The following is a 23529-nucleotide window of genomic DNA, read 5'->3' as shown; positions in this document are numbered from 1 at the left end:
GAATCAAACTTATTATATTTAATTTAAAATTTCTGTCCATTTTGAAATGGTATTATAAATGTTTTACAACGAATTTGCTAAACTGCGAGTGAGGACGCGTCGGCCGAGACTTGCTGTTTTAGCTGGTGTTAACTACTGTATTTTATTATTTTTATTATTGACATAGATTAAACCATCAAGTAAAGTTCGTAAACCGTTAGTTGCATGATTTTCTTCTTCATTTAATCTAAACTTAAACCTACTATTAGTCTTATTTAATACATCTATTAATGATTTATATGACTCTATTGGATAGTCCCAACCATTATTACTAAGACTTAAATAAATAGATTCATTACGTGATTTATTAGAGATATTTTTTTGGATATAATAATTATCCCAAAGAATTGCTGGGCTTGCTACAATATAATTATCAAACAAATGATTTTGTGATATATAAAATGATAAAGCTCCTAATCCACCATTAGAATGACCAAATATTGTTTTTTCTGAAAATTTCACTTCTAAATGATGCTCCAATCTTGGTATAACTTCTTGTGATAATGAGGATTCAAAAAGATTAAAATTACCAGTTTTTGAATATAAAATACTATCTTCTTTGCTATTTAAATTTTCTACTTTAGTTGGTGTATAATATTTATATCTACTTTCACCAGTACTTGGTAATCCTATTATAATTGTTAATGGCATTTTGTCTGACCATTCATAAAGTTCAGCAATATCAGATGCTATTTTAAAATATTCATCCCCATCTAATAGAACTAGTAAAGATACTGAATCAATTCTAGAATTTGATTGATTTAATCTTTCAGGTATACGAACCCAACATTCAATTGAATCTGATAATATTTCAGAGTTAATAGTTATTTTTTTCCCAAAAGTAAGATCTGTTACTTTTTCTTGAGAAAAGCATAAGAAAGGGATTAGAAGTGTTAATATTAAATTGAAAGTTTTCATTTTTAGTTTGTCATTATTGTAGTTAACGAATTTGCTAAACTGCGAGCGAGGACGTGTCGGCCGAGACTTGCCGTTTTAGCTGTTGTTAGCGGTTTGTTAGGGTTACGTTTTAAAAAAGTAACCTCGAATTGAATAATCTGGTTCTTTTAATCTCCATTTTTGACCACAATAATTACATTCATAAATATAACTACCATCATCTTTATCCCTAATTCCATCTGGTGTGAATTCTGAATATTTCATGTGATTTTTCCCAAGTTTTATAGTTAACTCTAAGTCAAACTTTAACCATCCTTCTTCAGTTGGAAAGGATTTTATTTCAGTGCTAAAACACATATCGCACATTTTCAATAAAATATTTATTTTTACAAATAGAAAGAATTACATTGATAATACCTATTTACTATTCTTCATAGTCTTTAGAATATCTTAAATTTCTATGCTATGTGCTTTCCAAATATATACCCCATACACAATTAGAAAATTCACCAGCGGCGAATTGTATTTTTATATTTTCTTTAACAATCCTATAAATATTCAATTTATAATCTTTCCCATACATTGGATCTTTTATTTGGATAGAATTTCCTGTGTCCTCCCATTGATAATCCCATATATTTAACTCTTTTAGTTTAAATGTCTGACCATCAATGATAGTTGCTTTATGTTTCCAGATACCACTCATATAATAACCGCTAACGAAATTGCTATGCGTAGTGTCCCGAAGGGCATTACGTATAGCTGTTGTTGCCGGCAGTGCTTTATTCATTTTTTTTTGTCCAGTTTCTTGTGTCAATCCAAGGTTTTCTTTCAGCAAGTTGTTTAAAGGTCATTGCCTCCACAAAGCAGCCATCGCAAACTGAAAAAGGAACGTCAAGATTTTTTATTTTCTGAATTGTCTCCTTTGTTTTTTCGGTCAATGAATGTTCTCCTTTCCAATCCCACCGCTCAAGTGCTTGCAAAGCGTAGATCCGTCCTACAACACTCGGAGAATATAAAATGTCTTCTACAAGTTTATAAGTGTCCGATTTGGTCAAACTGTCTATTGTTGTTTTGCCAATTGTTGGTCCTCCTCCATCTCCACAAGACCTACCCCATTTCAGAAAGTGTGTTGGGTTTGACATCGTTTCGTAGTAAGCAAGTTCCGTTTCTAAGTAGTCATCAGATGTTGGGGTCAATCTTAATGGGAAGATATTTAGAGCTTGATATTTTTTTATGTTCTTGTCAAAAGTCTGTGTGTAATAAACTCCATAGGACGAACACTTAATTGGGAAATTAATATGATCAATGATTACATCTCTTATAAACTCGTGTCCTTGACCTGTGAAATACATGTTAATGTTTACCAATAAAATATCCTGTTTATAATGGAGAATTGATATGACAAAATTTCCGTAACCTCCGTAGTAAATGTCACCTGTAACAGTCAAGTCAAACCCAACTTCAATGCTTCTATTTTGTTCGGGTAGATGATACTCTTTGCCCTGGAAACCAGGAAGATGTTTTGCAAACTCTTCATAGTTAGGTTTAAGTTTTGGAATTTCATTTACAAGCCCTGTAAGAATTTCCAAGTCTTCTGTTACATATTCTTGGTTTACTAGTTCTGTGGATTCTCTTAACACTCCTCGCATGTTGTCAATTTGTTTTTGCAAGACTTGTCTGTTTAAGTCAACGATAGATTTGTCAACAGTCTTGTCATTGTCAACAATCCAACAACTTGTCAGGATAATTGTTAATATTATGAGTTGTCCTCTTTTCATTTTTGCATTCCTGGCAACGAAATTGCTATGCAGCGAGCGAGGACGCGTCGGCCGAGACTTGATGTATAGCTGTTGTTATGCTTTGTTTAAGGGTTGAATGTCATGGTTTGTTAAAAGTGAAATAATATCATCTATTTCATTAATAATCATTCTTGTATTCATTTTAAGAAGACGCTCTTTTTTATAATGTATAGAAACTCCACCATAAACTAACTTCCCATTTAAATGAGCCATTTTACTTTCTATTTCAGAGAATTCAATATTATCTATTGCTCTAGATGGTTCAACTTCTATAAATATTTTTATCAGATTGAAATCTAAAGAATCAAAAAACACTTTGAAACCTTCAATCTTTCCTTCTAAAATTTCTTCAGTAAAATAGAAGTTGGAATCTGTATTAATCTTATTAACACTAAAGCCATGTGATTTAAACTCTTTTATTGAAATAAGTTTATAAACTTTTTGTCTAAAATACTTTTTTGTTACCCATCCAATATATGCAATTGGAAATACAATTAAAGTAAGAATAAAACCAATAGATAGACATGTAGATACATTTACCAAAAGATTGAATTCATTTTGGTTATTATGCATTATTCCCCAATAAAATAATTCACTTGCTAAGAATCCTATTATCGTACAAGTAATAATTAAATATTTTAGTTTGTGTTTGTTTAATTGAAAAAATGTCATTTGAAAAAATTTCTTTATATGAATAAAGCATAACGGGTTGACTAAATTGCGTAGAGGGCGCGTCGACCGATATGCTAATTTAGTTGATGTTAGGCAGCGTATTTTTTTAATTTCTAATTATAAACTGAAAGTACTGAAGCTTAAAAGTTTTACCAAACGTGAACATCATTAATTGAGAGATCTCTAAATTTTTGATGGACGTTGAAAAGCAAAACAATCTTTCTTGAACATAACTTAATTGAAAAGTGAATTGCCTTTTGACTAATTTTGTGTTGAAAAATTTACTTTCTAGTAATTTAACTCTTCACAATGATTTGACTTCACTCCTGCTTCAATTTATAATTTTACTAAACCGTGCGAATCGCACGACTGCAAATATAGAGGTACAAAATAACTAATGCTCTCTGCGGGTGAATCACCCGTGCTTGAATAATAAAAATTTAGTACCTATGTGCATTATGCAGATGCACTCGCCTAGATTATGATGCCTAACGCGTTGACTAAACTGCGAAGCGGACGTGTCGGCCGATATGCAGATTTAGTTGATGTTGTAGGTAGTTAATTATTACTAAACTTATTCCAGTAATTTTCACTAGCTTTAAACAAGTCAGTTGGTTTGATTTTTTGTTTTAAATGATTTTTAATTTCTATTTTTTCAGCTTTTATTAGCAAGTTTCCTCCACAATAGTCATAATTAGTATTGTGTTGATTACAGCTTACTTTTACAATACCATTTAAAGTTTCTGCATATCCAATTTCTAATTCTGCTTTAAAAATGTCTTTTAATTCAGTCCAATTGATTTTTTTGAGTGTGATCGGATTCATCCATGGTTCTAGCTCAATATGTTCAATATTGTATATAAGCAGATAAAAAAAATTAAAACCTTCTTGAAATTCTTTTCCAAGATATTGACATTCTATTTTTAATGTCAGTTGTTTTAAATCTCCTTCCCAGCCTGTTATTCCTCCATCGTGAAACGTTGTGAATATATTTTCGATCACATTAATCATAGTTCAACTTCTACAAAATCTGTATTAGATTTAAATATTTTATTCGATTCCTTAATTGCTTTTTCTTCTGTTAATTTGTAATCAAACTGAATGTACTCTTTAATTTCATCAATTGAATTAAAACCTACACTTGCAATATAACCTTGAAAATCGTCTTGAATTTCTTTCCAATCAGAATATTGTTTTTGACTAATTAAAGTTTTACCTGATTGTAAAAATATTAAATTGAATTTCTGCATTTCTCTAATTACCTACAACGTAATGGCTAAACTACGACCAGCGGGTGCGTCACCCGATGGATGGAGATTAGCTACTGTTACCAACTGTTATTTCTTTTCGGATAAAATTTAATATTTGCTTTAATTCTGATGGTACATTGGATTCAGAATAGCTGAATTTTTTTTCTAATTTCCCGTTTTTATAAAAGGAAATAAAGTAATCTTCATTTTCTTTTTTAACAGATTCCTCTCTACAAACCAACTTTACGTTTTCAGCTAATTTATTTAATTCAAACCATTCTTTCTTTGAAGTCTTTATTTTAGTTCTGAATTTTTCGCCTTTGATATGTAAATAATTCGCATAAATCGTTAAGCGGTACAAATTCTTCTTTTTGTAATTAATCTCAAATCTTTCTGTGATTGTCCCATTGAACAAACACTTGTGTCCTATAACAATTTCAGATAAAGTATCCTTTTTTGCCTGTGCTTTTATAGAGCTGGCTGTCAAAACTAACAATACTATTACTATATATTTAGTCAAGGTCGATTCTGAATTCATGTCACAATATTATTTTGAATAAAATTTAATTGCAAGCTTTACTTTAATAGTTGGTAACATCTTACAAACCCAATTAATATAATTTCACTAATTGAGTTGTAGGATATATTTATTGCGTTTATCCCATCTCGTCGAGAGGAGATTTGAAACCCTGGATGACCTTAGTAGACACATGAGTATAAATTTCTGTCGTTTTACTGGAGTTATGTCCAAGTAAAGTTTGTATATAACGTAAATCTACACCACTTTCTAACATGTGAGTGGCAAAACTATGACGCAATGTATGGACTGTAGCAGGTTTTAACATTCTCGCTCTTTTCTTAGCCTTTTTAAAAATGTTTTGTACACTACTCATACTATAACGATTTTGTTTTGGTCCCTCAAATAAGTATTCCTTGGGTTTAAATATTTTAAAATACTGTCTAAGTACTTCCAAAGTCTTTTCTGATAAAATTGTCTGTCTATCTTTATTCCCTTTGCCACCTATAACAGTTATTGTCATTCGATCTGAATTAATATCAGTAATTTTTAAATTTACACATTCACTTATTCTTAAACCTGCAGAATAAATTAACATGATAATAGCTTTATGCTTTATATTTTTACATGCATTTATAATAGAAATTACTTCTGGTTTTGATAAAACTTTAGGTAATGTATCCTGCTTTCTAGGTCGCTCAACATGAAAATACTGTGTATCCATTCCTACAATCTTCTCAAAATAAAACTTAATAGCATTTAAAGCCTGATTCTGATACGATGTAGATTTCTTTTTATCTCGAACAACATGTAATAAATATTTCTCTATATGCGTTCTATCTAGCTCCAAAATTGGAGTATCTATAAAATGATATAGAAATTGAGAAAACACACATAAATAAGAATCTGCAGTATTATATGCATATCTTCTTCTTTCCAAATGATCAATCATTTTTAATAAAGCCTCTTTTATATGCTCATGCTTTATTCTACTATATCTAATGTGTAATGTTTTGTAAGTTTCTTTTTCCTCTGTAGATAAATAACATTCTGGCTTATAACCATAAAATGCATTCGAGTCTACCCAACAAATACCTTTAAAAGTTTTTATTATACTTGTAATATGTGCCTTTGTATTAGGTACATATACACATTGTAATGTCGGACACCACTTTCTATCAGGTATCGTTTTTATAAGCGTTTTAATACCATCAGTCCACGGGAAATCAATTCTTACATATTTATGTCCTTCTATTTGAATATGACTCAACTTAATATTTGTTCTTGATGATGACTTTATATGTACTTCCATTGTCTTAAATTTTAATATTTAAAACAAAACTCATCAATAATATATTAATAACCGGTGATTAAACGGATACTTCCGTTTGTCATCATTTAAGTTGATTTTTCAATTTTCAAAACTGATTTTTCTAAAAAAAATCCCGTTAAAGTTCCAATAGTGTAAGCAACTAAATCGCTCCACAAAAAACCACGACCTAAAACTAAAGCTATTAATTTATTTGCTCTCAATTTTACAATCCAATCAGCTTGATACAGCTGTTGGAATTCAATTAAATAACAGATTAAAATACTTAATATTAAAATTGTTCCAGTCCCCTTCTTATTAAATATAAAGCCAGCAATAAAATAAATCATCAAAGCATATAGATAATCACCAATGCCTGAATAAATTAATGTGTTTAGATATTTACTACGAGTATAAAGACCCAATAAAATAATAAAAGCAATTATAATAATATATAATTTCCTTTGCCTATAGTTTGAATAATGTTGCTCCACCTATCAAAAATTAGACTTTTAAAAAATAGTACTAAAAGTAAAGATTTCCATGACTTTACTTCTAGTACAAGAGAATTATCGTACAATCAAATAATTATTTTGACGTAATATTCTCGTAAATTTCAACTTCAGAAAGTTGTCTAAAAGAAAATTTATAACCTTCATATAAGGCAATACCATAAAAAATTAAATCTATTGGACTAAATGATGATGACATAATTTCAGGTATCAATGTAAAGTCAATTAAAGTAAGTGTTTCTACAATTGATAAGCCTTGCTCATTTGCTACTAACCATATGATGGTCATAAAATTACCCAAAATACAACCAAGTAATGCTAATGCTGCACCAAGAATGCCAAATATCTGATCTACTCCTTTGCCAAATAATCTAGTTGTGTAACCAACCAACAACCCTACTGCTACAGCCATATAGCCAATTTGATAGTCAGTTGCTACCGTTATTGCAGCCCATGCCATACCGCCAATAACAGCAGCAAGTAAACCTCCAATAAAGGCCATTGGTAAATTTTGGTCCATCTTTATTTGCTCCATAAAATGTAAGAGCTTTTCTTCGGCTGCTTTTTTTTGATTTCTTTCTAAGTTTGCTTCTTCTAGTAATTGATTGTTGTTTTCCATTTTAAAAGTGGTTTTAGATAAAAAGAGAGGGTTAGTCTGATACACCCATTTATAAATAATATTCTAGTATAATTTTCAGTAATAGTCTTTTATATATTGAAATACATTAGTAACTTTCTTATTAACGATTCTAATAACTAAAAATAAATCTCTGCTTACAATGATACATAAGACTTGCTTAGCTTGTAATACAAAAATTATTAAAGGACGAAGTGATAGAAAATTTTGCTCAGAATCTTGTAGAGCAACCTATAATTACAATCTTCGTAAGGTTAAAAATAATGGCATAACTATACACCAAGAGATCTTAAAGAAAAACAATAAGATACTCAAACAACTTGTGCCAAATGGATATGGTACAATACGCAAAAATTTAGCAAGTGAATTAGGATTTAATTTTAACTATTTCACTCACTTCTATAAAACGAATAAGGGAATTTATTATTTCTGCTACGACTTTGGTTTCCAACCGATCACTAAAGGTAGTATCGAGAAAATGTTGGTTGTACAGTGGCAGAACTATATGGAAAGACAACAATTTGACCCATGGTCAAGAGTTGTAAAGTAAGAGTTGTTAGCCTTGTTCATGTTTTTTATAGATTAAAGAATTGTATGATAGTAACCAGATAAATTGAATTGGAGTAATATTATTTTTGGCATGGCTTCGCCACGTCAGTCACATTAATATAACCTTAGTTTTGTCTTCTAAAGTTATATTTTTTTATTGACGTTCCAAAATATACATGTCAGACATTTTACCGTTAATTTTATTTCCTTTTAAATCAAGCTGTTGTAAATTTCCGTTAGCAAATAAATATAAAAAAGCACCATGCTTTCTTCCTTTTAATTTCACCACATTATTTTCTACAGTAAATGTACCTCTCTCCATTTTAATTCTATCAGACTTACCCATATATTCTGAAGTTAACATGAACGTTGAATCTTTTGTTAATACAATACCAGTCTTTATTCCAGAACAATCTGCACAAGGTATGGTTCCTTTGTATTTTCCTATAACAGATTCACTCTGAGGAGAACAAGAGAAAAATGAAAAAAGTAAAACGGATAAAAATAGTATGTTTCTCATCTAGATAAAAAATTGAGTAATGATTAAAGTTGACTTCAAATATAAACATGTTTTTTACAATCATAAAATATTTTATTATTCTAAAAAATATTACGCTACAAACAAGTTGTATTAGGGTTTAATACACTTCTCTTTTTAAGAAAAATGTACTAATTAAAGAATTAAATAAGCTTTTGATAGGTAACGACAAATAATCAAGTTTAAATTATTAAATTCTTGATGCAATAGAATAATTTTTAATCGCATTAAATTTTTGAAAAATATTTCAAATAAAAGAATTTGATAAACATAGCATTTTCATGGTCAATTATTTAACTGCTTTACAAACAATTCATTGCTAAACATTGTTTAGAAATTTATTTTACTGTTTTTCAAAATCTAGAAAAAATTATAATTTAAAACTTATTTCTAAACTGTTTACATACTAACTTAGAGTTGTATTTACACAATCATTTTTTATAATTATTATGAGACTCACTTTTTGGGGTGCTGCACAACAAGTAACAGGAAGCATGACTTTGCTAACCTTAGACGATGGATATCAAGTGTTGATTGATTGTGGAATTGATATGGCTAATCTTTCAGAAAAAGATCCAATTTACCCAAATTCAGCTTTCCCTTTCGATGCTACATTAGTAAATGTAGTACTTCTTACACATGCTCATCTTGATCATTCGGGGAAACTGCCCAATCTATATAAAGAAGGTTATGAAGGACAAATATTATGTACTTCTCCTACTGCTGATTTATCAAGAATTTTATTAGAAGATTCTGCAAGAATAAACCAACGTAAATTAAAAGCATATAACAAGAAAAAGTCCAAGGGGCAATCGATAGATCATTATACATTTATTCCTGATAATCTTTATACAGAAAGTGATGTAAACAATACAATGAATGAAGTTGTTCCAATACAATTCTCTAGAAGGTTTAATATAAAACCCGGTTTATGGGTTACATTTTTACCTGCAGGGCATTTATTAGGTGCTGCACATGTTTATATTGAAGTTGAAGAAAATGACGAAAGAAAAACGTTTCTTTTTAGTGGTGATATTGGACGAAAGGACTATCCGCTTCTAATAGATCCTGCTGTTGTTCCTCAAGCAGATTATGTAATCTGTGAAACAACTTATGGAAATAGAGAACATACTGAAATAATTGATTCTGCAAAAGAAATTCAAGATGTTATAAAACGTACTTGTATTGATATGCCTGGTCGTTTAATTATTCCTGCTTTTAGTATTGGAAGAACGCAAGCTGTTTTGTTTGAAATGCATAAACTTTTTGAGGCCAATAAATTGCCTCCAATAAAAGTATTCGCTGACAGCCCACTTGCTATGCAGAGTAATCGCATTTATGAAAGATACTCCTATCTTTTAAATAATGAAGCGAAAGAGTTTAAGGAAGATAATGACAGTTTATTTAATTTTGAAAACATTGAATACGCTCAAAAACAAAATGATAGTAAAGCAATTTCTAATTATACAGAAGCTTGTATTATCATTTCTTCTTCTGGAATGTTAGAAGGCGGTAGAATTCAACATCATATACAAGCCAATATGGAAAACCCTTATGCTACCGTTTTAATGGTTGGATATTCTGCGGAAGGAACATTAGGTGCTCGATTGAGAGATAATGAAGGGTTCTTACGTATGGGAAGCGAAGAACATAAAGTACATTGTAAAATTGAACAAACAGATTCTTTTAGTGGGCATGGCGATGTAAATGATCTACAAAGTTTTATAAAGCAACAAGATAAAAACAAAATAAAACAAATTTTCCTAAGTCATGGTGAAGAAGAATCAATGATTGCATTCAAAGAACGAATAGAAAACTTAGGATATAAAAACGTTGTGATCCCAACTAAGGGGCATGAATTTATAGTATAATGAAAAGGGTAACTTTAATTGGGGCTGGAAAAGTAGCCACACATTTAGGAACTGCTTTAGAAGACAATGGTATTATTATTCAAGAAGTCTTTAGCAGAGATATTAAGAAAGCAAGAAATCTTGCTCGTAGATTTTATGATGCAAGACCAACAGATTCTTTAAATTTTAAAAGTAGTTTTTCAGAGATTTTTATAATAGCCGTAAGTGATAGTGCCATCTCTGATGTTGCTGAGCAAATTGTATTACCAAATCATAATGCAATACTTGCGCACACTTCTGGAGCTACACCTTTAGAGTCTCTTGCCGGAAGTACTTTATATACTGGAATTTTTTACCCACTTCAAACATTTTCTTTTGATAAACCAGTAGATTTTTCTCAAATACCAATTTGTATAGATGCAACTGCTAAAGGTGCTTTAGACAGACTTGCAGAGTTAGCACATAGATTGACTCCTAAAGTTTTTCACTTAACTAATGAAGAAAGAAAAAAGCTACATATTTCTGCCGTTTTTGCCTGTAATTTCACTAATTACCTGATGGAAGTTTCATCGCAAATGGCAGATGAAGCTGGAATGGCTTTTCAGGACCTGAAACATCTTGTTGATGAAACAGTAGAAAAAGCATTTTCTTTAAATACCCCTATTGATGGCCAAACTGGTCCTGCAATAAGAAAAGATAACAAGACAATAAAACGACACCAAGAATCTTTAAATACTACTCACCCCAATTTTTTACCGATATATCAAGTAATGACTGATGCTATACAAGGTAAAGTTGGACAGTACAAAACTGCTCATGAAGTAGAAATAGATAGGTTAGAAAAAGAACGATTATTGATTGAAGAACAAATAGAAAAGGAAAGAGCCGCTTCTGGTTTAAGCCAAGAAGACGAAGATTACTTATCTTAAAATAAAATTACCTTAAACGTTTTTTAGCTATATGCATCAAAAGCCACCTTTAACCCAATAAATTAAAGGTGGCTTTTTATTTTATTCTCTTTTAAATTTAAAACCTATTGATTTAGAAAGGATAATGCTTTCTCTATTTCAACATCTAATTGTTTCACCTGCTTTGGGCTTCCACTTCCACCAATTTTAGCATACCTTATTGTTCTGTTAGGATCTACAATCAAGATATATGGAAACTTTTTAATACCCAATGGCTGAGTAATGTAACTACCTTCGCCAGCTACTTGAAATTTTATATTTTTAAATTTTACAAAATCTTCTGTTTCAAAATCACTATTCATACTTACCCCTAAAAATTCAACTTTTTGATTTTTGTACTTCTCCTGTAATTCATTAACTGTTTTGTATAAAAAATTACAAGCATTACACTTCTCGTAAAAGAATACAAAAAACATAACATGATCTGCATTCTTCCTTGTATCAATTTTTTTATCGTCTAACGTAAGTATTTTTAAATGAGGTATCTTATCGCCTACTCTTTCAAATTTTTCTTCTGCAATTATTTCTCTCACTTCTTCAGATCTTTCTTTGAATTCTTCTTTAGTATAAATTGTAAAGCCATCTAAAGAAAAATGCTTTTTAGGTACATCGTAAGTATGTGTTATAGATTTTGCTTTAAGCGTTATGTAGCCAAGTTTTTTATCAAAAATCACAGTCTTTAAAGCAAACCCTTTAGCTGTAGAACGATGGTTATATGTTAAACCTAGCTCCTCTGTAGTATAGATTTCTTTTACCTGGCCTTTCACTTTTAAAGTATATTTTTGACATTCTATACCCGCAATTGTCTTTGTTTTCCCTTCTATTTTTTTTGCTTTTCTTTGCCAAAGTCCAAAATCTTTAGAAATAGCATATCTAGTTGCATCCTCAAACTTACAAGAGTATTGTTTTTGTTCATTATAATCTAAAAGCGTAAAAATATCGAAATCCCTACTCTGATTAGGGTATACTTTCCTCATTACAAGCTTGTCTTTATTGAAAAGAACAATTACCTCATTATAAAATAAAGGCTGACTTTTTTCCTCTTTTGTAAGCTTTCTTTCAAATGTCACATCAAAGTTAACTACTACAGCACCTTGTAGTTTTTTTACTTTATCTGTTCTGTAATCATTTTGAGCAAAAGTTGTAGTTATGGTAAAAAATAGAAGTAATATGGCAAAAGTTTTCATTCTTGTTTATTCGTTGTAGTCATAAAAAATTAATGAATTGAAATTTAATTATGACAACAAAAACTACAATAAACAGAACTTAAAAATGCTATTAAATGTCATATTTATGTTATTAATAGTTTTTAATTAATCAATCAGGAAATTGATTAATTTTTCTAATTTACCAATATAAATGCACCCCAGTAGTAAGGTTTTACATATTCTTTCTTAACAACAAGTTGAGCCTCTCTAAAAGCAATTTCTTTATTTCCGGTAGACATCCATCTTTCATAAAAAGTATTCATCAATAATTGGGTAGCTCTATCATCTACACTCCATAAACTCATAATTATAGACTTAGCTCCTGCTATACTAAATGCATATTGCAATCCAGAGATTCCATCACCTTCAGATACATCAGTTAAACCCGTCTGACAAGCTGAAAGAATAACTAACCTTGTGTTTTTTAAATTTAATGATTTTGCTTCATAGGCTGTTAGTATACCGTCATTTCCAGATGTATAAATTGCATTAATATCGTCTGTATACCTGTCAGAAATTTCTGAAAAGAATAAGCCAGATTTTAATAAAGCATTTGATGATACTGGGTTAGACAATTGATTTATGTAAAAACCATGTGTAGCAATGTGTAAAATTGAAGGCGATGTTTTTAAGTTTTTAATATAATTCTCAGTTGCTTTTTCTCTAGTAAGTGATGTAACATTCCAATTTTTTGCTTTAAACAATTCTTCAGTATTTTGTACTTCTTTTGCTGTAGCAGGCAAATCATCTAATTCAAAAAAGTAACTATCTTCATCTTCACTTTCTTCCATAGATCTACTCAACGCCTCTCTACTTTCTAATGTTGAAAATTCAGGATTACCCATTAACAGAATATCTTTATTATTAAACTTTTGATCTTTTGATCTAAAAACCTGAGAAGTACTGGTCACTAATCTAATTTTATCTTCCTCAATAACATTTTTTCCTGTTTTTGGATTTTTAAGGGTATTTAAACTTAATAGATTATAGACGGCATCATTACTTACAATAATTGAAGGTTCTGGGATTGCTAATGAATCAATGAATGATTTAATTGGTTTCCAATATGTACTGTAAGGGTCTACAGTAGTAGATGATGTACCTTTAAAAGTAAGTGATCTACTAGCTGGAGAAGTAGTTTTTGTATAGCTTTTTAATGCTATACCTTCTAAAGTAGACGCTTCACCAATCTCGATCAAATTAGGTACTTCACTGTTTTTGTGAATACAAAGTGCAATATATTTAGAGACAGAATCTTGAACATCATTTATTTTAATAATTTCAAGTGCAATTTCATTCTCTGTTAATTCTGTCTGTATATCAGACCAATCAATATAGTTTTTTTCTAGTTTTGTATCTCCTACTGCATCACTTGCATAAACTAAGGATTTCTCAAGGTTGTTAATTCTATCTCTAGTTACAAAAGAATTATAGCCTACTTTTTTTCTTTCAGATTTTGACATATAATTCACAGCAGCCAATTGTGACTTCATCTCTACCATTACATCTAAATAATTATCAAACCTTAATTCATCTCTATAAGCCCCTAAATCATTTATTTTTTTATTTCTTGTTATTGCTTCATTCAGAAAGTACTTTCTATAATTCAATTGAATATTGTAACATTGGCTCAACATTGCATCAGATACATTATCTCCTTGCATAATAAATATGGTAAAGAAAAATGAAAACACTTTTTTAGTATTATGTATGTATTGAATTTTCTCATCTTCGCTAGAGAACTTTAGGTTCTTTTCGTACTGAGAAAAGCGCATATTTGTTGCCTTAATAATTATTTTCTCAGCTTGTCTCATTTCACCTTTTAAAGCTTTAATATAGGCTATTCTTCCTAGTAATGCAGGTTGATATATAGATGCTTCACTAAACGAATTTGTAAGCTTGTTGTATTGTTCTAAAGCATTATCAAGTTCCCCTTTATCTACAAGAATATTTGCTATTGCATCAATAATTATTAGCGAATAATATTCGCCAGATTGGATACCTAATTTCTGAGAAATTGTTAAAGCTAACGCATAGGCTTCTTGTGCTTTATCAAGTTCATTTCTTAAAGTAAAGTAAATTCCTTTTAAGTAGTTTACACGTACCATTAAGTAATGGTATTTTTGGCATTTTTCTAAAATTAGCTTTTCGCAATTTTCTATTCTTACTAATGCTCCAACAGTATCTTCTAATGCTAAAGCAGCACTAATATCACTCAATACAATCTTTATAAAATCTATAGAATTCGACATTTCTCTTTTGGTGAGAAAATTAAGTTCTGTTGATGCTGCTTTCTTTGCATCTTCTAACCTACCTAAAATTAAATCAAGGTCTACTAATGTAACTACAGCAGTATTGTAATGAGGTGAATAATAAACTTTCTCTTGTCTTATAAGTGATATTAATTCTGTTACATGTAGTTCAGAATCAATATAATCACCTTTCATAAAACTTAATTTTCCTTTTAGACTTAGATAATAATATTTCAGGCTTCTTTTATCATAATTCGTAGTTTGAATTTTTGCTAAATAGTCTTCTGCATTTTGAATATAACCTTGGTTGATATTAATTTTTGCAAGATCTAATAACACTTCTGTAAATTCATTTTTATCAAAAAACTCTGGATTATAGTGTCCTTCTATGTTTACTAATAAACGTTTAGCTGTTTCAAACTTAGATTGTCTTTTATATACTTTTGCAATTTTATGTAGACCTATAAAATACCAAGGATGTGACTTCCCTAATGTTATCGCTATGTTCTTTTCAAATTTATTATAGTAAGAAAGTGCTATATCAAAGTTTTCTTTAAGCATCATTGCATCTCCATAAGTTAAGACTACCTGTGCATATAACGGGCTGTCTAACTGATTTAGATCTACTACAGCTTTATCTACCATTTTTAAAAGTTCTGTAGCTTCTTTCGGTTTATACCATTGTACATACAAATCAGCAAGTAAAACTTTAATCCATTCTGTTTGAATAAAAACTCTTCCTGATGTGTTGTATTGTATTTCATTAAATTCTAAAGCATCAAAAAAGAAACCTTCAGCATTTAAAAAATTACCTTTTAGTTGTTCTATTAATGCTTTATTTAAAATGGTATATCCATAATCAATATGTTCTGTTGATAGTGTTTTCTGATAAATAACTTCTACTTCGTTTAAATAACCTAAGGCCCCAAACAAATCATGTTGTTGGGTTTTACATAAAATTAGAAGATTTAACGCCAACCCGTAATCTGGGTATAACCATCCAGTAGTTTTGTTCATTATGGCAATCGCCTCTTCTAAATGATGAATAGAAAGTTTATACTCTCTTCTACCAATACCTAATTTTGACGAAAAAATTAATGGCACAACAAGTTGAACAGACACCTCACCATGTTGTTCTTTTATCTTATTTATCCATTGAATAGATAATTCTTTGGCTTCTATCAATCTTCCACTCTGTTGTAAAGTAGTAAGAGAGTCAACATACAACCTTTCGTTATTGATTGTACTTGTTGCATTACAAAACTGAACTGCACAGAACAGTAATGATATTATGAGTAGTAGATTTTTCACAGTAGTAATTCTAGGAGACTTGTAGTTTGAAAACGATAGTATTGTTATAAACACTAAAATTAATTCTTTGTTTCTTTTTATAAAAAAATCTTAATGTTATATAATATAAATACAATGAAATTTATCTGCAAGCTTTCTTTCTAAAGAATCCACTTTTATTAATACACCCCTTTTTTTCGTCAAAATTTCTTATCAAACATCAATAAAATAGACAAAAGCCCTATCAAAAATTACCATAGGATAACAAAACACAAAAGTTCGTAACCTAAACAAACGACGTATAGTTTAACATCAAACATAAATCATTTGTTCACGAATTAAATTATATGAAAAATAATATCCTTTATATTTTGGTAATAGCTATTACAGCATTTGTATCTTCTTGTTCAACTTCTAATGATATTGAGCCAACTTCACCAGAGCCAATTGCACCTATTTATGATGATGATATTAATTATGGTAAAGACAATCCATTTGATGATGGTGATGCAGATTATACAAATGATGCAATTCCGAATGGAATAATTTACTCCTGTACCTTTGTAAGTAGATTGGGTAAAGAACTTGTTAATAATGATGGTTTCACTTTAAATAGTTCTGGTTATACCCATGATGAAACAGGTCAATTATCATATATAGTTGATGTAACTTCTCCTGATGGGCAACAAATTAGGTATAAAGCAGAGTATGACTCACGTCAATTTGTGCTAACCATTAAAAATTGTGATACTACTAATGTTACTATTTTCTATGCTATTGAGACTGAGTATGGTTCTTCAATCAACAACCCAGATTTTCAATTACCATGTAAATAAATAAAAGGTATGAAACAATAAAAGGAGAGTTTAGGCACTCCTTTTATTGTTTGGAACTACTTCTTTAAATTCGCTTTATTAAACACGTTATCTGAGATTGGAACATTATCTTCCATTTCAATTATAATAAAATCAGTTCCTTTACCATCTTTTAAAACATCTTTATAATTCATTTTAAAAGGATAATACTTACCATTTACAGGTCGAATATCTTCCATGTTGATGGTTTTTAGCATTTGTCCACTTTTTGCAAAAAGGTCTTGGCGCATTGGTACATAATGTTCTTTGTCTACCCACATTTTAATTTTTTGATAAGCTGGGTCATCAACAATAGCTTCTAACTCTAAAATGTAGCACAGTTCACCATTCATTTCTTCTTCTCCCAAAATGGTTGGAGCATACATATCCACCAATTTACGTTCTTGCATCATGTCTTCGTAAGACATGTCCGATCCATTTACCGATTGTCTTAGCATGTGCCCTGAAATTTGAATTGTTCTATCCGATGATGGAGAATAAATCCATAATTTATCATCTAATTTGAGCATTTTTGTACCTTTTTCTCTAGCTGGTGAAAGGTATTCTGTAAAAGAATCTGTAGTGCCTCTAGAATATCCCTTTGATACAATTTCTTTATCTTTTCTCTTTCCGTGTACAATCATCTTAGCAGTAGAGATTTTTGTCGCAGAATACATATTGTCATCGATTTTCTTTAGCATCGCCACAGGATCTTGAGCATAAATAGTGCTTGTAATCAGTGCAAATACTAGTGATAATAGCTTTTTCATTTTTTATATTTTTATTACCCTTAAATAGGCTTTGAATTTGAATTAAATTAAACCCCTAATTCATTGAATAATGTTGACGTTTGACGTTTGAATATTCCTCTTCCAGATAGTAATGCTCCTAAAACAGTTGCACACACTCCCGGGATAAAGCCTATCCATAATTGCTGGGGAACAACTTGAGCTCTTATAATATTGGACATTATCATATTACTTTGCCCCATCATGCTACTAATATCAATACCTACTTCCTGTAAATAATATGTACATAAAATACCAAGTAATGTTCCTAATGCAGAACCTATTACACCAACAACCAAGGCTTCTAAAATTAAAGATTTATAAATTGCTTTTTTAGATTCTCCAATTGCTATCCTAATACCAAATTCTGTATATCTTCTTAGTCCTCCTAACAACCCTGTATTCCATAAAACAATGGACATTGCAATTATAAAGAAAACAGTAAAAATGCTAGACATTGAAGCACTCATATCTAACATATAAGCCAAACCATTTTGATCTCTAAGTGCTAACATTTCTGGTGCAAACTCATCTTTATTTACTTTTAACGAAGCATTGTATATTGTCTTTACTTCCTGTACTTTTTCTTCATCGTATGTATCGTTGGGTAAAAAACCAAAAATTTCTTGAGCTGCATCGTCCATATCTAAAATGTATTCTGCATCTTTTAAAGAAATAATAAATGTTTTATCGTCTAATACAGAAGTTCCAAAACCAATTGTACCTACAAATTTAAAATTCTGAAAAGACATACTACCGTCCATTGTTGTACCAAAATAAGTAATATTATCGCCTAGTTTTACTTTCATTCTTTTGGCTAAACCTTCTCCAAGCAGTATCTCAAATGGTGCATTCGGTAACCTTCCTTTTTTAATACTTTCTTTTAATTTCATTCTTTTTAAATCAGAACTATTTTCTGACATATCGAATGCTAAACCTCCAGCAATTCCTTGCGTTTTAGTTTGTCCTTGTTCGTTGGGTACATCAAGTATACCACCAAATGATACACGTTTTACCCAATCCATTGTTGGAAATTTATCTTCTAAATCTGCAATCACATCACTTGCATCGTATATAGATAAATCCAAAGGTTTTTGAGATATATTTTTGATATATTCTCTTGTCATAACTTTAACATGTCCTGTACCAAAACGAGCATTCATTTCGATTACATCACCCAAAGCTCCTTTCATATAGCCTACAAAAAACACAGAAAGTGATACACCTAACCCAACCACAATTACAGGAAGGAGGCTTCTACTTTTGTCTCTTATTAGCCCTTTAAATAAAAATTCGAACATTATTTCTTTCCTTTAAGTGCATCTACTGTATTCATTTTTGCAATTTTTCTAACAGGTAAATAGCTTACAATTGCAGATAAGCCAATAATCCATAACACTGTTTTTAGATATAACCCTGTTGTTAAAAGCGGATAAATGTATTCACCTATGGTCACTCCCATTTCTTTGGATGCCTCTTGATTGGCAGACATTGGAATACCTACTGTATTTAACCAACTAATTAGTGGAAGTGCGATAACAGTACCTACAATAATTGCAAGTAATGCATACATTACACCTTCTACTGTAAATAAAAATGTAACACGTTTTTTAGTAAAACCGAGTGCTATATACGTTCCTATTTCTTTTTGACGTTTGAAAACGGAGAATACTTGAGAATCAAAAATTGCGATTAAAGCAATAATCATTAAGATGCCATAAAGAAATACACTCGATGAAGATTTCATTTCTATCATTGCATAAAAATCTTTTAAGAGTTCATCTTTAGAAGAAAACTTCCAATCTCCTGTTTTTGATTGATCAAAATCGGCATCACATAAAAAGTAAGTGGCTTCCTGTTTCTTTCCTGTCAAACTCCATAACGTATTGATATCTATCCATATTTGCCCTGCATCTACAGTTGGTACAGATGTTTTAAATATGGCTTCTATTGTAACATTTTTAGCATCAAAAGTTCCTTTATTATCTTTCCAACGCATTAGTATTTTATCTCCTACTTTTAAATGATTGTTCTGTGCCATTCCTTCTCCAATAATTACAGGAATTTCTGCTTCAGAATGTTTAAATTTATGTGTTGGGAGTTTTACTATTTGTTGGTCAGAAGGTATTCCTTTTAGTAAAATAGGCAACATTCTTCCTTCTGGATAAATATTGGCTTGAATGATTAATACAGGTATTGCATGTGGGTTATCTTCAAATGTTCCATGTCCACTTTCTATAGTAAAAGGGTCTAGTTTATCGTATTCAGGGTGAGTTAAATGCCCTTGTGCAAATTCCCAATCTTCTTGGTCGATTATCCCTTGGTATTCCCAACCTTTGTACATTGAGTTAAAGAACAAAATCATGACAAAAGCCAATGCTAACGTAATTATAGTTAGCCATGTTCTTAAACCTGAACTAATGATGTTCCTAAAGGCCAATTTAAAACTTAGGGTAAAATGATATAAAGTATTCATATTAACGCTTTGTTTCGTCTTTAATTACCTTTCCGTCTTCTAAAGAAATTATTCGTTTTAGATAGTCAATTACTTTAGAATCATGCGATGAAAACAAGAAAGTGATGCCTAAATCCTCGTTTAATTTTTTCAGAATATCCATTATTTTATAAGCATTTTCTGAATCTAAATTTGCTGTAGGTTCGTCTGCTAAAACTATGTCTGGCTTTTTTACAATTGATCTTGCAATGGCTACACGCTGTGCTTGTCCGCCAGAAATTTGTGAAGGCTTTTTATTTGCTATATCTGCTAATCCTACCCACTCTAATGCTTGCATTACTTCTTTTTTGCGTTCCTCTTTCCCCATTTTTTGAAGTAATAATGGAAATTCAACATTTTCGAAAATAGTGTAAACTGGCAATAAGTTATAACTCTGAAAAATGAAACCTATATGTTCATTTCTCAATAAAGCCGATTCTTCATCTGATTTTGCCGCCACATTTTTACCACTTATCAAAATTTTTCCATCAGACGGTTCGTCTAAAGCTCCTACTAAATTTAATAAGGTTGTTTTACCAGAACCACTCGGCCCTATTAACCCTGTAAATTCCCCTTTTTCAATTTTTAAATTGATGTTTCTTAGTGCTGTAAATTCTGTATCTCCTACTGGAAATCTTTTGGTAACATCTTGTATGTCTATGATACTTTTATCCATCTGAATATATATTTTTTTAATGATTTAATACCGCCATTAATCGTACACCAAAACCAGGTGTAAATTGATTTAAATCGTTAGTAACTGTTGGTGCTGAAGAAGCTACTGTTGGATTATAATACACCATTACATAACCTGTCCAAATTGAGAAATCATGATTGTAAGTTCCATAAAATCCATTTCCATCATTAGCCCAATCCCTATAAATCATTAGAGATATATTATCGAAAAAACTTAGAGGATAATTGATGGACAAAGCTGTAGTATTGCCTTTATATTCTGCATGATCAAACTCTTCACCATACCATGTAAACATGTGTTCAGCAACTACATTAAGACCACTTCCAATAGGTAAAGTATAATCTGCCCCAACATCAAAAAGTGTTTGATTTGTAAGGATACCTATGTTCTCTTTTGTTTTGGTATATGTGCCTTCAAACCAAAAACCAACAATAACATCCCATTTCCCGTCTATACCAATTCTATTCTCTGGAGTTTCTATATACAATGGGTTATTTACATCCCAGCGAGTATCTAATACAGCTTCTCTGTGGTGATAAGAAAAAGCAATCTCGCCTTTTGGTGTAGGTAGTTGCAATCTGCCACCAAATTCAGGAATGTCTTTTACAGTTTGTAAAGCATCGTAGCCTCTCCTTTCTTCGTTACCATACAAAGACCAAAGCCAAATATTGGTATTATTCTTAAAATAGTACCGCCCTAGAGCAGCATAAACACCGTTTGTTAACCCTAAAGGGTCTCTAGGGTCTATTTGATTAAACCACTGCATTGGGCGTAATAATGTTGATGAACCAAAGTCTATTTTTTGAAGCCCAACTCTAACTTCACTATTACCATATTCATACCTTACCCAACCTCTATAAGGAGCTACTGTTCCCTCCCAAATAGGCGTTCCGTTTACATATTGAACAGACCCGTACAAATTGGCAGAAACAAATGCAGATAATGAATTTAGGGAATCAAATTTATGCTCAAATTTTAATTCAGGTATGTACCTTGCACCACTCCATAAATTCAATTCTTCTGCTTCTGGAGAATAAGTAGTAAACCCTACAAGCATACCATTAAAATCAAACTCTGATTGTGCATTTGCTATATTGATATAAACAGGAACTATTAATAATAGTATAAACTTTTTCATATCATGTTACTTTGAATTACCACTTAAACCAAAACAAAATAAATGCATTGTATTGGCAATCAATTCTTCGGTTGAATTAAATAGGCTAAGGTGTTTTTCATCTTCTATAAACAATTGATAATGTTCTATCATAGCAATTATAAAAGCAACACTTAAATTCTCATTAACCTCACCATTTGCTTTTGCTTTAAGTATTTCTTGAATAAAAACTGCCTGCCCTTCATTTTTCATCTCTGCTAGTCTACCCGTAACTTCCTTGCTTTCCGCATAAAGGTGCATTAATTCAATCAGAAATTCTTTACTGAACGATTTCGAAAATTCTATTTTTAATGCTATTAGTTTAATTAGCTTTTCTTTAAAAGTAATATCCTTTTCAACCATGCTTTTATACTCCAACATGGCTTTAGAATTTAGTTCTTCAAGAATAGATATAATTAAGTCCTCCTTATTATTGAAGTTTCTATAAAAGGTCATTTTAGAAACATCCGCTTTTTCTATTATATCTGTAACACTAACCTTCTTTATACTATTTTTAAAAAACAGCTCTTTCCCAACCTCTAAAATTTTACTTTTCGACTTCATTATGTTACTAAATATTTATTTGATACTAATTTAGTAACAAACAAACAAATAAGTAACATTATTCAATATTTAACATAAAAAAACTGCTTCAAATCTTTATTGAAGCAGTTTTTTAGTTTAGTACTATTTATTTAATCAAACCTGTTAAGGTCATCTTCTTCCATATCTTTTGGCTTTATTGCCTTTTTACGGTAGCGTTTTATTGGCTTCTGTAAAGCCAAATTATTTGGATAAGAAACTTCAATATCATCTTCTGTAAGAATTCTAATATTAAATAAAGTGATATTAATAATAGTCCCTTCTACAGAGTTCTCTCCACCATCTTGAATGCGAACATAATCTCCAATTTTAAAAGGATAGGCAAAGAATAAAATTAAAGAGGCTGTTATATTACTTAACATAGACCAAGCCGCAACAAAAGCCACACCCAACAATGTAAAAATAGACGCTAAATACACCGCAATTCCCTGAAAAGAAACTTCCCATGTAATAATTAAACCTATTACAATTAACATAGACATCAGAAAACCAAAAAAGTTACTTACATATACTTTTCTATGCACCGAAAATCCCTTTTTATCTGCATACTTTGCTATGTGCTTCTTAACCACAGATTGCCCTATAAACGACAATACAATTATAATTCCTGTAACTAATATTTTTATATTGATGGGTTCCATTGATTT

At 30.5% G+C, this 23529-nt stretch carries 25 protein-coding genes; 4 read left to right on the top strand and 21 right to left on the bottom strand.

What is annotated here, in order from left to right:
• Window positions 1–132: 132 nt before the first annotated feature.
• The 11 genes from KM029_RS19600 to KM029_RS19550 form a co-directional block, all read right to left on the bottom strand.
• Window positions 133–957 (bottom strand): alpha/beta hydrolase, encoded by an 825-nt coding sequence (locus KM029_RS19600; protein WP_144076544.1) that lies wholly within the window; start codon window positions 955–957, stop codon window positions 133–135.
• A 102-nt stretch (window positions 958–1059) separates the two neighbouring features.
• On the bottom strand, window positions 1060–1293 hold the full coding sequence (locus KM029_RS19595) for a hypothetical protein (RefSeq protein WP_144076543.1): 234 nt from the start codon (window positions 1291–1293) through the stop codon (window positions 1060–1062).
• A gap of 106 nt (window positions 1294–1399) precedes the next feature.
• Window positions 1400–1642: a hypothetical protein gene (locus tag KM029_RS19590; protein ID WP_144076871.1), complete on the bottom strand. Its 243-nt coding sequence runs from the start codon at window positions 1640–1642 to the stop codon at window positions 1400–1402.
• 76 nt (window positions 1643–1718) lie between these two features.
• On the bottom strand, window positions 1719–2717 hold the full coding sequence (locus KM029_RS19585; protein WP_144076542.1) for a hypothetical protein: 999 nt from the start codon (window positions 2715–2717) through the stop codon (window positions 1719–1721).
• A 75-nt stretch (window positions 2718–2792) separates the two neighbouring features.
• Window positions 2793–3410, bottom strand: a complete 618-nt coding sequence (locus tag KM029_RS19580) for a hypothetical protein (protein ID WP_144076541.1) — start codon at window positions 3408–3410, stop codon at window positions 2793–2795.
• Between the two features lie 558 nt (window positions 3411–3968).
• Window positions 3969–4412, bottom strand: a complete 444-nt coding sequence (locus KM029_RS19575; protein ID WP_215586360.1) for a hypothetical protein — start codon at window positions 4410–4412, stop codon at window positions 3969–3971.
• A 5-nt stretch (window positions 4413–4417) separates the two neighbouring features.
• Window positions 4418–4660: a hypothetical protein gene (locus KM029_RS19570; protein WP_144075934.1), complete on the bottom strand. Its 243-nt coding sequence runs from the start codon at window positions 4658–4660 to the stop codon at window positions 4418–4420.
• A gap of 67 nt (window positions 4661–4727) precedes the next feature.
• Window positions 4728–5198, bottom strand: coding sequence for a hypothetical protein (locus KM029_RS19565; protein WP_144075929.1), 471 nt, complete (start codon window positions 5196–5198; stop codon window positions 4728–4730).
• A gap of 118 nt (window positions 5199–5316) precedes the next feature.
• On the bottom strand, window positions 5317–6489 hold the full coding sequence (gene xerA, locus KM029_RS19560; protein ID WP_144076540.1) for a site-specific tyrosine recombinase/integron integrase: 1173 nt from the start codon (window positions 6487–6489) through the stop codon (window positions 5317–5319).
• Window positions 6490–6575: 86 nt separating this feature from the next.
• The gene (locus tag KM029_RS19555; protein WP_205125531.1) at window positions 6576–6980 is read right to left on the bottom strand and encodes a ribosomal maturation YjgA family protein; all 405 of its coding nucleotides are present in this window, start codon (window positions 6978–6980) and stop codon (window positions 6576–6578) included.
• A gap of 94 nt (window positions 6981–7074) precedes the next feature.
• Window positions 7075–7617, bottom strand: a complete 543-nt coding sequence (locus KM029_RS19550) for a hypothetical protein (protein ID WP_205125530.1) — start codon at window positions 7615–7617, stop codon at window positions 7075–7077.
• A 160-nt stretch (window positions 7618–7777) separates the two neighbouring features.
• Here KM029_RS19550 and KM029_RS19545 point away from each other — a divergent pair, with 160 nt between their 5' ends.
• Window positions 7778–8185 carry a DUF2116 family Zn-ribbon domain-containing protein gene (locus KM029_RS19545; RefSeq protein ID WP_144076539.1) on the top strand — a complete coding sequence of 136 codons (408 nt, stop codon included), beginning with the start codon at window positions 7778–7780 and terminating at the stop codon, window positions 8183–8185.
• A 153-nt stretch (window positions 8186–8338) separates the two neighbouring features.
• Here KM029_RS19545 and KM029_RS19540 read toward each other — a convergent pair whose 3' ends face one another.
• Window positions 8339–8704 carry a copper resistance protein NlpE gene (locus KM029_RS19540; RefSeq protein WP_144076538.1) on the bottom strand — a complete coding sequence of 122 codons (366 nt, stop codon included), beginning with the start codon at window positions 8702–8704 and terminating at the stop codon, window positions 8339–8341.
• A gap of 467 nt (window positions 8705–9171) precedes the next feature.
• Between KM029_RS19540 and KM029_RS19535 the strand changes: the two genes are divergently transcribed.
• Window positions 9172–10593 (top strand): MBL fold metallo-hydrolase RNA specificity domain-containing protein, encoded by a 1422-nt coding sequence (locus KM029_RS19535; protein WP_144076537.1) that lies wholly within the window; start codon window positions 9172–9174, stop codon window positions 10591–10593.
• A complete protein-coding gene (locus KM029_RS19530) occupies window positions 10593–11501 on the top strand; it encodes a Rossmann-like and DUF2520 domain-containing protein (protein ID WP_144076536.1) in 909 nt (302 codons plus the stop codon). Before KM029_RS19535 ends, KM029_RS19530 begins: the two co-directional genes overlap by 1 nt.
• Before the next feature lie 104 nt (window positions 11502–11605).
• On the opposite strand, the gene KM029_RS19525 is transcribed toward KM029_RS19530, so the two are convergent.
• Complete coding sequence (locus KM029_RS19525) at window positions 11606–12727, bottom strand: TlpA family protein disulfide reductase (RefSeq protein ID WP_144076535.1); 1122 nt, start codon at window positions 12725–12727, stop codon at window positions 11606–11608.
• A gap of 155 nt (window positions 12728–12882) precedes the next feature.
• Entirely contained in the window at window positions 12883–16311 is a 3429-nt protein-coding gene (locus tag KM029_RS19520; RefSeq protein WP_144076534.1) for a CHAT domain-containing protein, read from the bottom strand.
• A 326-nt stretch (window positions 16312–16637) separates the two neighbouring features.
• Here KM029_RS19520 and KM029_RS19515 point away from each other — a divergent pair, with 326 nt between their 5' ends.
• Complete coding sequence (locus KM029_RS19515) at window positions 16638–17126, top strand: hypothetical protein (protein WP_144076533.1); 489 nt, start codon at window positions 16638–16640, stop codon at window positions 17124–17126.
• A gap of 56 nt (window positions 17127–17182) precedes the next feature.
• Here the strand turns inward: KM029_RS19515 and KM029_RS19510 are convergent, their stop codons facing one another.
• The 7 genes from KM029_RS19510 to KM029_RS19480 all read right to left on the bottom strand — a co-directional run bounded on the left by KM029_RS19510 (window position 17183) and on the right by KM029_RS19480 (window position 23523).
• Entirely contained in the window at window positions 17183–17914 is a 732-nt protein-coding gene (locus KM029_RS19510; protein ID WP_144076532.1) for an outer membrane lipoprotein-sorting protein, read from the bottom strand.
• 47 nt (window positions 17915–17961) lie between these two features.
• Complete coding sequence (locus KM029_RS19505; protein WP_144076531.1) at window positions 17962–19233, bottom strand: ABC transporter permease; 1272 nt, start codon at window positions 19231–19233, stop codon at window positions 17962–17964.
• Window positions 19233–20408: an ABC transporter permease gene (locus tag KM029_RS19500; protein WP_144076530.1), complete on the bottom strand. Its 1176-nt coding sequence runs from the start codon at window positions 20406–20408 to the stop codon at window positions 19233–19235. Before KM029_RS19500 ends, KM029_RS19505 begins: the two co-directional genes overlap by 1 nt.
• 1 nt (window position 20409) lies before the next feature.
• Entirely contained in the window at window positions 20410–21102 is a 693-nt protein-coding gene (locus KM029_RS19495) for an ABC transporter ATP-binding protein (protein ID WP_144076529.1), read from the bottom strand.
• A 16-nt stretch (window positions 21103–21118) separates the two neighbouring features.
• Complete coding sequence (locus tag KM029_RS19490; protein WP_205125529.1) at window positions 21119–22261, bottom strand: hypothetical protein; 1143 nt, start codon at window positions 22259–22261, stop codon at window positions 21119–21121.
• Between the two features lie 6 nt (window positions 22262–22267).
• Window positions 22268–22843 carry a TetR/AcrR family transcriptional regulator gene (locus KM029_RS19485; RefSeq protein ID WP_144076528.1) on the bottom strand — a complete coding sequence of 192 codons (576 nt, stop codon included), beginning with the start codon at window positions 22841–22843 and terminating at the stop codon, window positions 22268–22270.
• A gap of 131 nt (window positions 22844–22974) precedes the next feature.
• Window positions 22975–23523, bottom strand: a complete 549-nt coding sequence (locus KM029_RS19480; protein WP_144076527.1) for a mechanosensitive ion channel family protein — start codon at window positions 23521–23523, stop codon at window positions 22975–22977.
• Window positions 23524–23529 lie beyond the last annotated feature (6 nt).

It is taken from the genome of Flammeovirga kamogawensis, from assembly GCF_018736065.1.
Taxonomy (GTDB): Bacteria; Bacteroidota; Bacteroidia; order Cytophagales; family Flammeovirgaceae; genus Flammeovirga; species Flammeovirga kamogawensis.
This window is presented reverse-complemented; position numbering and strand designations above follow the sequence as displayed.

What these genes read in the sequence shown, in the direction of transcription:
- KM029_RS19600 (WP_144076544.1), bottom strand. Translation starts at nt 957, where the DNA reads ATGAAAACTTTCAATTTAATATTAACACTTCTAATCCCTTTCTTATGC.
- KM029_RS19595 (WP_144076543.1), bottom strand. Translation starts at nt 1,293, where the DNA reads ATGTGTTTTAGCACTGAAATAAAATCCTTTCCAACTGAAGAAGGATGG.
- KM029_RS19590 (WP_144076871.1), bottom strand. Translation starts at nt 1,642, where the DNA reads ATGAGTGGTATCTGGAAACATAAAGCAACTATCATTGATGGTCAGACA.
- KM029_RS19585 (WP_144076542.1), bottom strand. Translation starts at nt 2,717, where the DNA reads ATGAAAAGAGGACAACTCATAATATTAACAATTATCCTGACAAGTTGT.
- KM029_RS19580 (WP_144076541.1), bottom strand. Translation starts at nt 3,410, where the DNA reads ATGACATTTTTTCAATTAAACAAACACAAACTAAAATATTTAATTATT.
- KM029_RS19570 (WP_144075934.1), bottom strand. Translation starts at nt 4,660, where the DNA reads ATGCAGAAATTCAATTTAATATTTTTACAATCAGGTAAAACTTTAATT.
- KM029_RS19565 (WP_144075929.1), bottom strand. Translation starts at nt 5,198, where the DNA reads ATGAATTCAGAATCGACCTTGACTAAATATATAGTAATAGTATTGTTA.
- xerA (WP_144076540.1), bottom strand. Translation starts at nt 6,489, where the DNA reads ATGGAAGTACATATAAAGTCATCATCAAGAACAAATATTAAGTTGAGT.
- KM029_RS19550 (WP_205125530.1), bottom strand. Translation starts at nt 7,617, where the DNA reads ATGGAAAACAACAATCAATTACTAGAAGAAGCAAACTTAGAAAGAAAT.
- KM029_RS19545 (WP_144076539.1), top strand. Translation starts at nt 7,778, where the DNA reads ATGATACATAAGACTTGCTTAGCTTGTAATACAAAAATTATTAAAGGA.
- KM029_RS19540 (WP_144076538.1), bottom strand. Translation starts at nt 8,704, where the DNA reads ATGAGAAACATACTATTTTTATCCGTTTTACTTTTTTCATTTTTCTCT.
- KM029_RS19535 (WP_144076537.1), top strand. Translation starts at nt 9,172, where the DNA reads ATGAGACTCACTTTTTGGGGTGCTGCACAACAAGTAACAGGAAGCATG.
- KM029_RS19530 (WP_144076536.1), top strand. Translation starts at nt 10,593, where the DNA reads ATGAAAAGGGTAACTTTAATTGGGGCTGGAAAAGTAGCCACACATTTA.
- KM029_RS19525 (WP_144076535.1), bottom strand. Translation starts at nt 12,727, where the DNA reads ATGAAAACTTTTGCCATATTACTTCTATTTTTTACCATAACTACAACT.
- KM029_RS19515 (WP_144076533.1), top strand. Translation starts at nt 16,638, where the DNA reads ATGAAAAATAATATCCTTTATATTTTGGTAATAGCTATTACAGCATTT.
- KM029_RS19510 (WP_144076532.1), bottom strand. Translation starts at nt 17,914, where the DNA reads ATGAAAAAGCTATTATCACTAGTATTTGCACTGATTACAAGCACTATT.
- KM029_RS19505 (WP_144076531.1), bottom strand. Translation starts at nt 19,233, where the DNA reads ATGTTCGAATTTTTATTTAAAGGGCTAATAAGAGACAAAAGTAGAAGC.
- KM029_RS19500 (WP_144076530.1), bottom strand. Translation starts at nt 20,408, where the DNA reads ATGAATACTTTATATCATTTTACCCTAAGTTTTAAATTGGCCTTTAGG.
- KM029_RS19495 (WP_144076529.1), bottom strand. Translation starts at nt 21,102, where the DNA reads ATGGATAAAAGTATCATAGACATACAAGATGTTACCAAAAGATTTCCA.
- KM029_RS19490 (WP_205125529.1), bottom strand. Translation starts at nt 22,261, where the DNA reads ATGAAAAAGTTTATACTATTATTAATAGTTCCTGTTTATATCAATATA.
- KM029_RS19485 (WP_144076528.1), bottom strand. Translation starts at nt 22,843, where the DNA reads ATGAAGTCGAAAAGTAAAATTTTAGAGGTTGGGAAAGAGCTGTTTTTT.
- KM029_RS19480 (WP_144076527.1), bottom strand. Translation starts at nt 23,523, where the DNA reads ATGGAACCCATCAATATAAAAATATTAGTTACAGGAATTATAATTGTA.